This window comes from Psychrobacter sp. NPDC078929, from assembly GCF_050267985.1.
Lineage (GTDB): Bacteria > Pseudomonadota > Gammaproteobacteria > Pseudomonadales > Moraxellaceae > Psychrobacter.
The window spans coordinates 1-13,240 of sequence record NZ_JBNNFX010000021.1 but is presented as its reverse complement, the minus strand read 5'-3'; the positions used below and the strand labels follow the sequence as shown (position 1 = coordinate 13,240).

Annotated in this window: 10 protein-coding genes; 6 read left to right on the top strand and 4 right to left on the bottom strand. The window is 43.4% G+C overall.

The window, feature by feature from the left end; all coding sequences use genetic code 11:
* Positions 1-18 precede the first annotated feature (18 nt).
* Positions 19-1,746 (bottom strand): multidrug ABC transporter permease/ATP-binding protein, encoded by a 1,728-nt coding sequence (locus tag ACQKCG_RS11290; RefSeq protein WP_404692588.1) that lies wholly within the window; start codon positions 1,744-1,746, stop codon positions 19-21.
* A 164-nt stretch (positions 1,747-1,910) separates the two neighbouring features.
* Complete coding sequence (locus tag ACQKCG_RS11285; protein WP_404692252.1) at positions 1,911-4,220, bottom strand: TonB-dependent receptor; 2,310 nt, start codon at positions 4,218-4,220, stop codon at positions 1,911-1,913.
* Positions 4,221-4,616: 396 nt separating this feature from the next.
* On the opposite strand from ACQKCG_RS11285, the gene ACQKCG_RS11280 reads away from it, so the two are divergent.
* From ACQKCG_RS11280 to ACQKCG_RS11265, 4 genes are read left to right on the top strand one after another with little or no spacing between them, the layout of a single operon-like run.
* Positions 4,617-5,933 carry a flavin-containing monooxygenase gene (locus tag ACQKCG_RS11280; RefSeq protein ID WP_404692251.1) on the top strand — a complete coding sequence of 439 codons (1,317 nt, stop codon included), beginning with the start codon at positions 4,617-4,619 and terminating at the stop codon, positions 5,931-5,933.
* Positions 5,930-6,817, top strand: a complete 888-nt coding sequence (locus ACQKCG_RS11275; protein ID WP_379544243.1) for a bile acid:sodium symporter family protein — start codon at positions 5,930-5,932, stop codon at positions 6,815-6,817. The genes ACQKCG_RS11280 and ACQKCG_RS11275 overlap by 4 nt, the downstream gene beginning before the upstream one ends.
* Positions 6,810-7,772, top strand: a complete 963-nt coding sequence (locus tag ACQKCG_RS11270) for an SDR family oxidoreductase (RefSeq protein WP_427585399.1) — start codon at positions 6,810-6,812, stop codon at positions 7,770-7,772. Before ACQKCG_RS11275 ends, ACQKCG_RS11270 begins: the two co-directional genes overlap by 8 nt.
* Positions 7,773-7,798: 26 nt before the next feature.
* The gene (locus ACQKCG_RS11265; RefSeq protein ID WP_404692249.1) at positions 7,799-8,593 is read left to right on the top strand and encodes an SDR family oxidoreductase; all 795 of its coding nucleotides are present in this window, start codon (positions 7,799-7,801) and stop codon (positions 8,591-8,593) included.
* A gap of 279 nt (positions 8,594-8,872) precedes the next feature.
* Here the strand turns inward: ACQKCG_RS11265 and ACQKCG_RS11260 are convergent, their stop codons facing one another.
* Entirely contained in the window at positions 8,873-9,889 is a 1,017-nt protein-coding gene (locus ACQKCG_RS11260) for a bile acid:sodium symporter family protein (RefSeq protein WP_404692248.1), read from the bottom strand.
* Between the two features lie 321 nt (positions 9,890-10,210).
* Here ACQKCG_RS11260 and ACQKCG_RS11255 point away from each other — a divergent pair, with 321 nt between their 5' ends.
* Complete coding sequence (locus tag ACQKCG_RS11255) at positions 10,211-11,680, top strand: phosphatase PAP2 family protein (protein WP_427550778.1); 1,470 nt, start codon at positions 10,211-10,213, stop codon at positions 11,678-11,680.
* 92 nt (positions 11,681-11,772) lie between these two features.
* Positions 11,773-12,420 carry a glutathione S-transferase gene (locus ACQKCG_RS11250; RefSeq protein WP_404693824.1) on the top strand — a complete coding sequence of 216 codons (648 nt, stop codon included), beginning with the start codon at positions 11,773-11,775 and terminating at the stop codon, positions 12,418-12,420.
* A gap of 47 nt (positions 12,421-12,467) precedes the next feature.
* Here the strand turns inward: ACQKCG_RS11250 and ACQKCG_RS11245 are convergent, their stop codons facing one another.
* Positions 12,468-12,731, bottom strand: a complete 264-nt coding sequence (locus tag ACQKCG_RS11245) for a hypothetical protein (protein ID WP_404693823.1) — start codon at positions 12,729-12,731, stop codon at positions 12,468-12,470.
* Between the last annotated feature and the right edge of the window lie 509 nt (positions 12,732-13,240).

The window sequence follows — 13,240 nt, the reverse complement described above, 5'->3', positions numbered from 1 at the left end:
TAGTAGTTAAAGCATTGCTTACTTGAGCATAGCAATGGCATCTTTGCTAGCACGCTGTCGCTCTTCAGCATTTAGCTCAATGAGACGGCCTTCTTTCATCAGTAATAATCGATCAGCATGCTCAAAATAACCGTCATCATGACTGATGATAAACAATGTCTTACCCATGGCTTTTAGCTCAGGGATGAGCGTTTGGTAAAACACGCGACGAAAAGCAGGGTCTTGGTCGGCTGCCCACTCATCGAGCAGTAATATATCCTTTTGTTCGGCGACGGCGATTAGCATGGCCAAGCGTTTTCTCTGACCTTGCGACAGTTTATCTGTAGAGAGCTTATGGTCAGACACGCTTACTTTTTCTTGTAGATTGAGCTTATGCAGCCAGTCAGACACTAGGTCCGCATCAGGCTCATGGCCTTGAACTCCAATCAGCTGTTTAAATAAATGCTGGTCGCTAAAAATCGCAGAAAACAGCTGTCTAAAATCGGCATTGTTCTCTGAATTAACGCTTTGTCCATCGACTTGTACCGTTCCTGTAGTAGGGGTAAAGATACCAGTAATGATTTTGGCAAGAGTGGATTTACCGCTACCATTCGCACCGATTAAGAAAACCACGTCACCTCGTTGCAAGGTTAAATTGACGGACTTTAAGATGTTATTGGTAGGGTTTTGATTGCTATCACTGTTAGCACTGTTATCGCTATTTTGACCATTATTATTAACTGCTGTGTCTGGTGCATTACTATTATGACTACTGCCTACATAGCGATAATTGATATTATTCAGAGTTATGGACTGCCAGTCCTGTGCAACAGTATCTGTCGCAAAGCTTAGCTGATGCTCGGCCAATTCTAAAGACTGTATCTTTTCTAGTGCAACTTGAGCGGTCTGCAATGTTGGGTAAGCGCCAACCGCATGTAGGAGCGGCGACTGCATAAACAAAATCGTCAAAGAAAAAGTAGTAGCAACTCCCATCGGAATATCGAGATAATTGGCCACTGCAAACACGATACCAATCGATGCGAACATCATAATATTGGACCAGTTCACCGCTGATAAATGAAAAGTATCAGATTTGGTTACGGTCTTCTCGTACGATTTGGCATGAGCCAAAAAATCATCTGTATACAGTTTTTCTGCTCGGTGTTGGTTAAGTGCCAGCTCTTTACGACCTTCTATTATCGATTGATAGTCCTGATATAACGCGTCATTAATCTCTCTCAACTCGGTCAAATGCGTATAGACATGCTTGACCAATATGGTACTTATCCAAATCGTCATCACAATCCAAAACATCACAATAAACAATAAGGGCAACGACAACCAACCCAGATATAGCCCAACGCCAACAGATAAAATAATACCTTGTACCAGTTCTGGCATACGGACAAAAGCAACGGTAATCGATTGAATGTCTGAGGATAAGCTGGCAAGTAAGCGTGCGCTACCCAAATGGTCTATCTGAGGAACGGTAGTATCGATGATTTGTTTGACCAATTTGGTTCTAAGCTCATAGACAAATCGATGTCCCAATCGAGTCAAAGCATATTGCGATAAAAATGTCGTCACTAGCAGTAACAACACCAGCAGGGAAAACTGCCCCAAGCTGAGCCAAGATAAAGTATCAAATACTGGCTGACTGATAAAGGTATGATTGATATAGGCAATAATACCGACACTGACAGCGGCATTGACCAGGTTTAGCAGAATGACTTTGAGAAAAGGCAGACGATAATTCGCCCAAATCATATGATATAAAGAAGCAGTCGTACGAGAAGACGCTGTGGTATGAGAAGACGCTGTGGTACGAGAAGACATAGTAACTCAGTAATAAAATAAATTTTTGATAGCAGAAAGGGATTAGGTCGCGCCTAACCCCTTTTATGGAAGCTAATAAAGCCTACTAATAAAGCTTAAAAATCGAACGTTGCCGATACTTTTAAGGCCGTTGGCTCACCCGCATTTAGATAGCCATAGCCTGGTAATCCACCTACAGATTGCCAGTAGTCTTCACCTGTGACATTGGTCACCATACCTTTTAGAGTAACGTCTTGTCCTGCCAGCATAGTGCGATAGCGAGCACCCAAATCTAGGGTAGTATAGCCATCAACTTTTAAGGTATTGGCGGCATCAGCATAACGCGCACCTGTATGGATAATATCGCCCGTTAAAGTTAATCCTTCAACGGCGGCCAAATCATACTCTAGGTTGACATTGCTCTGTAAGGTAGGCACACCAATCACTCGATTGCCATCTAATGCACTATCACCAGTATCTTTTTGCTTAGCACTTAAATAGGTAACACCAGCATTGAGGCGCATGTTTTCGCTTGGACTACCAAAGACAGTTAGCTCAGCACCTTGATGGCGATTTTCTCCAGCAGCAGTAAACGTATTTGAGTTGTTGATATAAGCACGCGGTTCATCAGTATGGAATATGGCAAAACTACTACCGATTGCGCCATTGTCGTATTTCACACCCAGCTCAGTTTGTTTGCTTACATAGGGGTCTAGGTTTTGTCCTGCATTGGTTATGGCATTGCCAGAATTATCAACCAATGGAGCAGCGGCACCTTTGGCAAGACTTTCAATATAGTTGCCATATACAGACCAGTCCATCGTTGGCTGGTAAACGACACCGACGCTTGGTGTCCATGCGCTTTCATCATAGCTAGCTGTTTTGGCTTGGGTATTGTAGTCATAGCTGGTTGTTTTGATATTTTGATGACGTACGCCTACTGTAGTTTTTAGCTTGTCATCAAACAGTGAGAACGTGTCTGCGAGCGCAAAACTCTGTAGTTGAGTTTCACTCGTTCGCTTAGGATCATCAAAACGTCCGCCAAAGAAAGCGGTATCTGACCAAGCATTGTCATAATCTGTCGGGCGGTACAAATTGGTCGCGAGTTGGTTACCAAAGTCAAAAGCGTAAGCGCCTTTTTCTTCTTGATCATAAAGATCGGCGGCTAATACCCAGTTGTGATCAATCTTACCTGTTTGCCATTGACCACGCAGACCAAGCTCAGCACTTTGTACTTTATCTTCTCGAACATTGTCAAAGCGGTAGGTTGAGCCAGTGCCATCTGCGTCAGATACTGTAAGGTTGGCTAACGAGTTGTCCTCATCACCATGTCTGATACCGTAGGCACTATAACCAGTGATGTTGTCATTAAAATCATATTCTCCGCGAATCGTACCAAAGACATCTTCTTCGTTTGAATAACTCCAAGGTTGCGCCCAGTTTTTTGAGCCGTCTGGTGCTTTTGGTACATCAGAGACGCCAGCAAGCGTCACACTAGGACGAGTCTCTGATAGTTTATTGTCTTGCCAGCCCAAATCGGCTGATAGACGATATTGATCTCCTCTATAGTCTAAACCAAGGGCAGCCAAACCCAAGGTCGACGACTCATCGTCGATAGCGCTGTCACCATCTTGATAAGCAGCATTAAAACGAACACCAATAGCATCATCGTTACCAAAGCGATCACTGACATCTACTGCGACCTTACCTTGGTCGCCTTGACCATAACCAAGCGTTAGCTGACGTAGTGGCTCATTATCCGCTCGTTTGGGTAACAGGTTGATAGTACCGCCTGCGTTACCACCACTCGGTGCCGCGCCATTTAGCATCGCTGAGGCACCGCGCTGTACTTCGACGCGCTCGAACAATTCAGTTGCAATATACTGTCTTGGTAAGATGCCGTATAGACCATTGAACATCGTGTCATCTGAGGTGGTCACAAACCCACGCATAAAATATGCTTCTTGAAAGTTACCGAAACCTCTTGCCACACGAACAGTAGGATCTTTTTTGAGTAGATCGCCCACACTATGTGCTTGTTGATTGGTGATATATTCATTGGTATATGAGGTGGTAGAGAACGGCGTGTCCATGATGTCTTGATTGCCCAAAAGTCCGACGCGGCTGCCTGTCGCTACCTGTCCACCTTCATATGCGCTAGGTAGCCCATCTGCTGACGCATCAGCACTACTGGTCACGACGATAGTGTCCAGTACCACATTAGGGGTGGTTTGAGCATCTGCATCATCTACTAGCGCCCATGCCGAGTGACTTGTGGTTAGTATGATGACTGAACATAGTGATTTTAGAGGTAGCGATTTCGTTGATAGCAAACGTGAGGGTATGGACGCTAATCGTAGAGAATAGCTAAACACATTCAGAGAATTAAGACGGAACAAAGCAGCAGATAAGCGAGACAGTTGCATGAATATTTCCAGCATGTAATTTAAATCGTTATTATAATGATAATCATTTCTATTACAATGAATTACTGAGTCAATTTTAAATATACTAGGTTTGGTAAAGTACGGCTGTTGCTTGATAAGGTGCTAATAGCATCCTTTATAAATAGGACTATAGTCTTATATTTGGGAGTAGGGTGGGCTGTATAGAGAGAGCAAAAAAGAAGTATAAAGCAGAGGATGGGTTTACCTATTATAAGTAGTCTGTATGGACAATTTATTCATTTGAGCCAGTTCATGTATCAATGTATGCTATTGTTTTATCAGGGGCAAGGAGTACGCTGGTATCGCCCACCAGAGGTGCAGTCAAACGGAATTGACTGATTTATATAATTGAAATGGATTTTTAAGGTGGCGCTTATGTACGCAGTAATTGGAGCAGGTCCAATGGGTCTCGCTGCAGCCCGAAATTTACAAAAACTCAATATTCCTTTTATCGGCTTTGAGCTACATACAGATGTAGGAGGGCTATGGGATATCGACAATCCACACAGTACCATGTATGAAAGTGCCCATTTGATTTCGTCCAAGCGTATGACGGAGTTCAAAGAGTTTCCTATGAGTGACTCAGTTGCGGCGTATCCTCATCATACCCAGCTCCGTCAGTACTTCCGCGATTTTTCAGATACGTTCAATCTAAAATCACATTATGAATTCTCCACGCGCGTGGTCAGCATGGTGCCTGAAGGCGACGGCTGGCGCTTAGTCAGTGAGTGCAATGGCCAAAAGCAATCGCGACTGTTTGATGGTGTGCTCATGGCAAATGGTACTTTGCACACCCCCAATATCCCAAGTTTGCCGGGTACGTTTGCAGGCACGTTGATGCATTCTTCTGAATATCGTAGCCCATCAGCGTTTAATGACAAACATGTATTGATCATTGGCTGTGGCAATTCGGGTGCTGATATTGCCGTTGATGCGGTACATCATGCCAAGTCGGTAGATATCAGTCTGCGCCGCGGCTACTACTTTCTGCCCAAATTTATCAAGGGTCAGCCGATTGACACATTAGGCGGAAAACTAAAATTACCGCGTCCAGTTAAACAGCGCATGGATGCGGCGATGATTCGTATGGTCATCGGAAAACCTTCTGATTATGGACTGCCAAACCCAAACTATCGCATGTACGAATCACACCCTGTGGTCAATTCATTGGTATTACATCATTTGGGTCATGGCGATATTAAGGCGCGCCGTGATATTCGCCGCATCGATGGTCATACGGTGACCTTTAGTGATGGTGAAAGTCAGGATTATGATTTGATTCTTATGGCGACTGGGTATTTACTAGATTATCCATTTATTGACCGAGCTCAGCTTAATTGGCCTGCCAATCATGACGCGCCGCAGCTTTATATGAATGTCTTTCATCCTGAGCATGATAATTTATTTATGATGGGTATGGTTGAGGCAGCAGGGTTGGGCTGGGAGGGTCGAAATCAACAAGCGCGGCTCGTTGCACTATATATTCAGCACCGTCAGCAACATACAGCAGCCGTTAAACAGTTCAATAAAGTGAAACGCAAGCGTGCTGGCAAGACACTTGATGGTGGTTATGATTATATTAAGCTTGCGCGTATGGCATATTACGTGAACAAAGATGAATACTTAGAAACGCTGTCCAAGCATATCGCTGAGCTCGAAACAGAACAGCCTGTATTGGCATCAGAGATATGATAGCGGCAGTGGCGTTTGAGCCACGAAGCTTGATTCTGCTTAATCTCATCTTGGCGCTGATGATGTTCGGCGTGTCATTGAGCTTACGCCTCGAAGATTTTAAGCGTATCGTTTTGTCTCCCATTGCGCCGATAGCAGGCCTTTTTGCTCAATTCTTCCTATTGCCCTTAGCCACGTGTCTGTTTACATGGGCGTTGAATATCGATCCTGAGTTGGCGCTAGGAATGATTTTGGTCGCGTCTTGCCCAGGTGGTAGTTTTTCCAATATTATGACTTGGCTGGCACGCGGTAATGTTGCGGTGTCAGTCAGTATGACTGCGGTATCCAGTCTCGCTGCGGCTATATTAACACCAGTCAATTTTGCATTTTATGGTTGGCTTAACCCACACACGCGTGAGTATCTGACAAAGATAACGATTGAGCCTAGTAGTATTCTGATACTGGTTCTATTAGTGTTAGCGTTACCTCTAGTGCTGGGTATGGTAACGGGGCGACGCTTGCCAGATCTGGTCGTGCGTATCCAAAAACCGCTACGTATTTTCTCGCTGCTTGTGCTGATGGCTTTTGTGGCAATCGCTTTTTCTAGCAATTTTGCGCTATTTTTAGAGCGTTTTCATAGCTTTTTTTGGCTGGTCGTTGGTCATAACTTATTGGCGCTTTCGTTAGGTTATGGCATGGGGCTGATGCTCAAGTTGCCAGTCGCGGATCGGCGCGCGGTGACTTTAGAAGTAGGAATACAAAACTCAGGGCTAGGACTGGTTATTTTATTTACTTTTTTCCCAGAGGCAGGTGGCATGATGCTGATTACGGCATTCTGGGGCGTATGGCATTTGGTGTCAGGACTGACACTTTCACAAATTTGGGCACGGATTCCCTATGAATAAAAGCATAATCAATAAAAGCATAGTGAATAAACGTATATTAATCACTGGTGCCGCAGGTTACATCGGCCATCAGTTGGGCAATCGTCTGGCTGCTCATTATCATGTCGTCGGCACAGATATTCGCAAGCGCGATGACCTAGACTTTCCAATTCACGTATTAGATGTGCGTGATGAGAGTTTGGCAGCGTTACTAAAAGAAGAGGATATCACCCATGTCGTGCATCTCGCCTCTATCTTACAAGCGTCAAAAGATCGTGCTCGTGACTATAATATCGATGTCAATGGCACGCGCAACGTACTCGATTGCTGCATCAAAGCAAATATTGCACATATAACGCTCACCAGTTCGGGTGCTGCCTACGGCTATCATGCTGACAATCCTGAATGGATTGATGAGCAAGATGCCCTACGCGGTAATCCTGAGTTTGCCTACTCGGATCACAAAAGACAAGTCGAGGAAATGCTTGCAGAATTCCGCGAGCAGCATCCACAATTACGGCAGCTGATTTTTCGACCTGGCACAGTACTAGGCGCTGATACGCGCAATCAAATTACCAGTCTGTTTATGGCACCGCGCGTGTTTGCGCTCAAAGGCAGTGAGTCGCCTTTTGTGTTTATTTGGGATCAAGACGTGGTCGGCGCTATGGGAATGGGTATTCGCGAGGACAAAGCTGGCATCTATAACATGGCAGGCGATGGCGCACTGACGATGAGGGATATCGCAAACCGACTCAACAAACCGCTATTGACCCTACCAGTGGGTTTGGTTAAAGCTGGTTTACAAGTGGCAAAGTGGGCTGGTAAGCCAACAGGACCAGAGCAGGTTAATTTTTTGCGTTATCGCCCAGTATTGAGTAACAGGCGACTCAAAGAAGAATTTGGTTACTCTTTAGCAAAAACGTCTGCTGAAACCTTTGAGTACTTCATCGAATGTAATGGATTGCGTAAACCTTGATAGGGAGATAATCATCGATGCCATCAATGTCATCAATAAATGTTACTTTAATCACTGGTGCTGCATCGGGACTTGGTTGGGCGATGGCACGGCACTGGTATGACGCTGGGCATCACTTAGTACTCGCTGATATAGATGAGCAAGCGCTGACTGCACGCGCTCGTGAGTTAGAGGATTCTGCTAGAGTTATGATAGTCGTCACTGATATTACTCAAATTGATGATATTGCTAGCCTCATTGAGCAAGTTCGCGAACGCTTTGGCCGTCTTGATCTATTGGTGAATAATGCTGGGATTACCCATCGATCACCAGCACATCAGACTGACCCTGCAGTGTTCCGCAAAGTCATGTCAGTAGATTGGCAGGGGGCAGTAGAGCTGACCATGGCTGCGCTACCGATGCTAAGAGAATCTAAAGGTCAAATTATCTGTATTGGCTCAATGGCTGGCTGGATGCCAGTTCCAGGGCGGGCAGCATATTGTGCGGCAAAAGGGGCGCTGACCCAGTTCTTTGAAGTATTGCGCTTGGAGCTAGAATCTGAAGGTATACATATCCTCATGGTCTATCCCAGCTTTCTTGATACACCTATCGAGAACCACGCGCTCGGCCGTGATGGCAGTATCGCAAAACATCCACGCTCAATGATCGGTAATATGCGTAGTGCTGAGTGGATGGCCGAACAGATCGATCAAGGTTTACAGCGGCGCAAACGTTGGATATTGCCGGACTCTCTCTCACGCTTTGGCAGTTTACTGTGGCGTATTGCGCCAACTTTGTACTTGCGTCAGGTGCGTAAACGTTTTGGAAATGAGTTGCGGTAGACTACGTTAAGTGAGAACCTAGAAGAGAGGCTAGCGGTTCATGCAAATTATCGATAGTGCTATGCTAAAAATACTATGTTGGAGAGCTCTATATTTGAAGGTGCTTTATTAGAAAACACTATGTTAAAAGTCTCTATGTTGAAAGACTCTGTATTAAGAGGTGCTTTATTAGAAAATACTATGCTAGAAACAATGATCTAGCATAGTATTTTAACTCATAGCGTTTTAACTTTACTAACTGGTTCAATATCACCTAGTTCAGTATTATCTTTATTAGTACTAATGATTTCTGATTGGTTTACCAAGCTCCATGGTCTCTTCAGTCTCGATGACGGTAGGATTTTTCGCTTCTTGACGTTTATCCCACCAAGCGAAGATATTGGCCAATATAGAGCCAGAAACAGAGTGCCAAATACAAGCAACGGCGGCGGCGATGGCGGACTCTGCATTACCAGGGAAAAATTTCGTGCTTAAGCCCGTGGCCAACCCTGCGTTTTGTACACCAACCTCAATAGATATGGTGCGTTTTTTAGGTTTACTCATACCAAATAAGGTACCTGAGTAGTAGCCCAATATGTAGCCGACGATATTGTGTACTGCAATGGCCAAGATAACGACTAGCCCTGACTGCAAGAACTGATCACCAAATACAGCGGCAACGCCACCGACGATAGCGGCGAAAGCTAATACAGCCACGCCTGGCATCACTGCACGTACATCATTAAACCAGTGTTTGTTTTGAAATAGTATGTTTAACATAGAGCCGATAGCGACTGGCAACAATGTCACTAATAGCATAAAGCGGAACATACCCCAGCCATCCATTTCTACAGACTGACCAACCAAATAATTGAGCCAAAGTGGCGTCACTAACGGTGCAATGATGGTTGATACGGTGGTCATACCTACCGAAAATGCCACATCACCTTTGGCAAGGTAGCTCATAATGTTTGAAGACACACCACCTGGACAAGTACCAACCAATACTAGACCCAGTGTCAACCCAGGCGATAAGTCAAACAATCTAGCCACGCTAATCGCTAAAATCGGCATAATGGTATATTGGATAATTGAACCGATAAAAATATCAAGCGGGCGCTGGGCCAACACCTTGTAGTCTTCTTTACCTAGTGTCATACCCATTGCGAGCATAATGACACCCAGAACGATGACTTGGGTATCACCTGTCACCCAAGAAAAAGTCGCAGGCTCTATAAATGTCACTGCGGCCGCTAAAATAATAACCAATGCCGTAAATCGACTCAACTGCTGACTTATCATCCTCAAAAACTGCATTTCTCAAATCCTTCTAAGTCCGGAAAATAGTCAAGTATAAGTTCAAATTCACTGTATTTCCAATGGGTTTGGGCGGTTTTTAGCCAACAATAAGTTGCTATTATGACAACTTTAACTATGATTATATTTTTGAAATTTTTATCCAACAGTCAAACGAGGTACTAGGTGTTGCAAACTCCATCAAATTTAAATCGCTTCAAACACCTATGTCTTGCGTTGTCGATATTTTATTTGCTTTATAATTTAACGACTGTTTATAGCGTATCTTTACATACACGCTACCCATCGCAAATTTATAATCTCGCCACGCCATTTGATAGCATGATTCCTTTCATTCCCGCTATGATTGTTCCTTATAGCTGGTCGTTGGTTTTATTTGTGGTGAGCTTTTTTTTAGTACGTACGTCTATACAGTTATCTTTACTGTCCTATCGTCTAATTTTGGCGACCGTTTTTGCCTGTTTAATTTTCTATTTTTATCCTGCTCGTTTCTCATTCAGTCGTTCGATACCTGATGATTGGACGCAGCTTGGCTATCAGTTTTTGCAGTTAGTGGACAAGCCATTTAATCAGTTGCCATCTTTGCATGTCAGTTATGCCATGTTGCTTGGCGTATCATTATGGGATGTTGTAGCGTCTAAAAAGAGATGGGGTTCAGCGGCTTATCGATTGTTGCTGACTGGCATATGTACATTGATTGCACTGTCGACAGTGTTGACGTATCAGCATCATTTGTTAGATATGTTCGGCGGGGTAGTATTGGCAGTGTTGGTGATGATACTCTCAAATCGAATCCGTAATGCACTGGTGATTAAACATCTGACACTGGGGGTGATAGGATTCTTATTGATAGCGATGACAGGGTTTTACTTTGCTAATATGAGTATGATAGCGTCTAAAGTTGTAGAAGATTTGGCCATTATTATTGCTTCATATTGGTTGATCAGTTTTACAATGTTGGCTTGTGCTTATCAACAGGACAAGCCAATACGGGATATACGTTGGTTTCGAAAATGCAGTAGCGGTCGACTCACGGTATATACTCGGATTAAGTTTGCGCCAATCATTATTATTTACAATGGCATGTCACTTTTAGGGCAGTGGTATTTTAAAGTTTTCTCCAAAAGTCAAAAGTATCCACTCACGCCGTATGCTATTAATGACAAGGTCAAAGTTGTTGCTTCAGCTCGATTGATGCAGATGGATCTAAGTAGTCATTTAACTTATTGGTTGTTTGGCTACGATTTACTAGAACGGTCGATTGTGCCAGAAAAACTACCGTACTCAGTTCATTATCAGATTATTGTTGTTGATTTAGCTGCTGAGATATCTAGCCACACCCATAATCTTAAAATAGCTGCTAATAGCAGCGTGAGTACGACAGTTCATTATTTGTATTTGCCTTTGTTGGATTTGCAGCCATTAAATGACGTATTGCTCCAAGACTATATTGATTTATTTAAACAAATTGATGCGTTGATACAATCGGCAGAGACACAAGCGATAACCGCTAATAATGAGAGTTGGGTAGAGGATAGTCAGGTAAAAGATGATCAGGTAAAGGATAGCCTCATCACACTTATCAATTTCCATTGCGTAATGGGTCTGTCGCGTAGCATCGGTGTACAGGTTTTATATTTATTATATTGTGGTACGCTAACTGTCCATAACTATCAATCGTGGCTTGAGCAGCATTATCCGCATGCGCATCTCAAAGATGCTTATCTACCCCAGTCGTTGGTAGAAACGATGGCTAATTATAAGTCTACTGAACATTCAACAACTCATTAATGGATATTAATATCGATAGGTTTACGTCTACTGGTTTCTCTTTGTTTGCTCTTTACCTACTGTTTAATGTCTATTCAACTATGGAAATATCTATGAACGCTTCATTGCCTTACTTGTACTCTTTTCGTCGCTGTCCCTATGCTATGCGTGCTCGTCTCGGTCTACTATTTGCCGAGTTACCAGTAGAGCTGCGAGAAATCACACTAAAGAACAAGCCAGAGCAAATGCTAGCGATTAGTCCAAAAGCTACGGTGCCAGTATTACAGCTTGCAGATGGGTCGGTGATTGAAGAGAGTGCAGAGATCATGATGTGGTCGCTTGAGCAAAACGATCCTCAGGGACTGCTGGATAGAAACGTTGTATCTCAGGCTAATGCACTGATAGCACAAAACGACAATGAGTTTAAGCAGTGGCTCGATCGCTACAAATATGCTGATCGTCATCCTGAGATGTCTCAGAAAGAGTATCGACAAAAAGGTGAAATTTTTCTGCAGGATTTAGAAGCGTTATTGACTAAGAATACCTATCTACTAGGTAATAACGTGACGGTTGCTGATATTGGCATCATGCCGTTTGTTCGCCAGTTTGCCCATGTAGATCGTGAGGTCTTTTATAGTTTGCCTTATCCCAAGCTACAGCTTTGGCTACAACATTGGTTGGAACACCCGTTATTTGTACAAGCCATGACTAAGTTTCAGTCATGGCAGGAAGGCGATGAGGTAGTGGTGTTCCCTGCTTAATATAGCGGGTTCTATATAAGTTGTATAGGGTATCAATCTTGCTTGGTCTATCTTGATTTCACAACGACCACTTTTTGTGCTGGATGTTTGTCTTTCACAACGATTACTTTTTTGGCTTTAGGTTTCGCTTTAACCACGACCACTTGTTTCGCTTTGGGCTTTGCTTTGACGACGACAGCCTGTTTTGTTTGATGCTTGTCTTTGACTACGACAACTTGTTGGGCAGCATTTGCTGGACCGATCATAGCAAAGCAAGTAGATACGGCCAATAGTGAGCTGATAGCGATTTTTTTCATGTTGAAGTTTTTCATAGTAAGGTCCTTTTAGGCTGATTATAAGTAAGCGTGTTTATTTAATGGTTAAAGGTATCTGAGTTGAAAGTCGCTTTATTGAATAAGTAGATAATAGCGAGTTATAGCGTTACGTACTTTTATGAAAGTTAAAGAAAGGTGACTTTTTCTAGCAGATACTGAACCATTAATACAATCTTAGGAGCTTTTTGCGAAAGGTCGGCAGGCTAGCAACACTTTAGAGATGATACTTACTCAACTTCATCTAAATTCGTAGCTATGATACGAGGGGAATGGGCATTTTTGCGTAGGATGGAAAGGGTTTAAGCGAACAGAAGTGATGAGATATAAAAAGGGGCGACTTATTTTGAATAGCTGACAATCAGCGTATAAGCAACCTTTTTAAAGCAGTTTGTATAAGTGTGCTCTCAGCAGGAGCCTTTCCCAAACTCTGTGTAACTGCTTATAATCCATTAACAGGAGAATAAGCAATGACTACTCAATCTGACATCAAGAAACTGGTCGAGCAA

Excerpts from the sequence above, each read along its gene's own strand:
- ACQKCG_RS11290 (WP_404692588.1), bottom strand. The coding sequence starts at position 1,746 with ATGATTTGGGCGAATTATCGTCTGCCTTTTCTCAAAGTCATTCTGCTA.
- ACQKCG_RS11285 (WP_404692252.1), bottom strand. The coding sequence starts at position 4,220 with ATGCAACTGTCTCGCTTATCTGCTGCTTTGTTCCGTCTTAATTCTCTG.
- ACQKCG_RS11280 (WP_404692251.1), top strand. The coding sequence starts at position 4,617 with ATGTACGCAGTAATTGGAGCAGGTCCAATGGGTCTCGCTGCAGCCCGA.
- ACQKCG_RS11275 (WP_379544243.1), top strand. The coding sequence starts at position 5,930 with ATGATAGCGGCAGTGGCGTTTGAGCCACGAAGCTTGATTCTGCTTAAT.
- ACQKCG_RS11270 (WP_427585399.1), top strand. The coding sequence starts at position 6,810 with ATGAATAAAAGCATAATCAATAAAAGCATAGTGAATAAACGTATATTA.
- ACQKCG_RS11265 (WP_404692249.1), top strand. The coding sequence starts at position 7,799 with ATGTCATCAATAAATGTTACTTTAATCACTGGTGCTGCATCGGGACTT.
- ACQKCG_RS11260 (WP_404692248.1), bottom strand. The coding sequence starts at position 9,889 with ATGCAGTTTTTGAGGATGATAAGTCAGCAGTTGAGTCGATTTACGGCA.
- ACQKCG_RS11255 (WP_427550778.1), top strand. The coding sequence starts at position 10,211 with ATGATTCCTTTCATTCCCGCTATGATTGTTCCTTATAGCTGGTCGTTG.
- ACQKCG_RS11250 (WP_404693824.1), top strand. The coding sequence starts at position 11,773 with ATGAACGCTTCATTGCCTTACTTGTACTCTTTTCGTCGCTGTCCCTAT.
- ACQKCG_RS11245 (WP_404693823.1), bottom strand. The coding sequence starts at position 12,731 with ATGAAAAACTTCAACATGAAAAAAATCGCTATCAGCTCACTATTGGCC.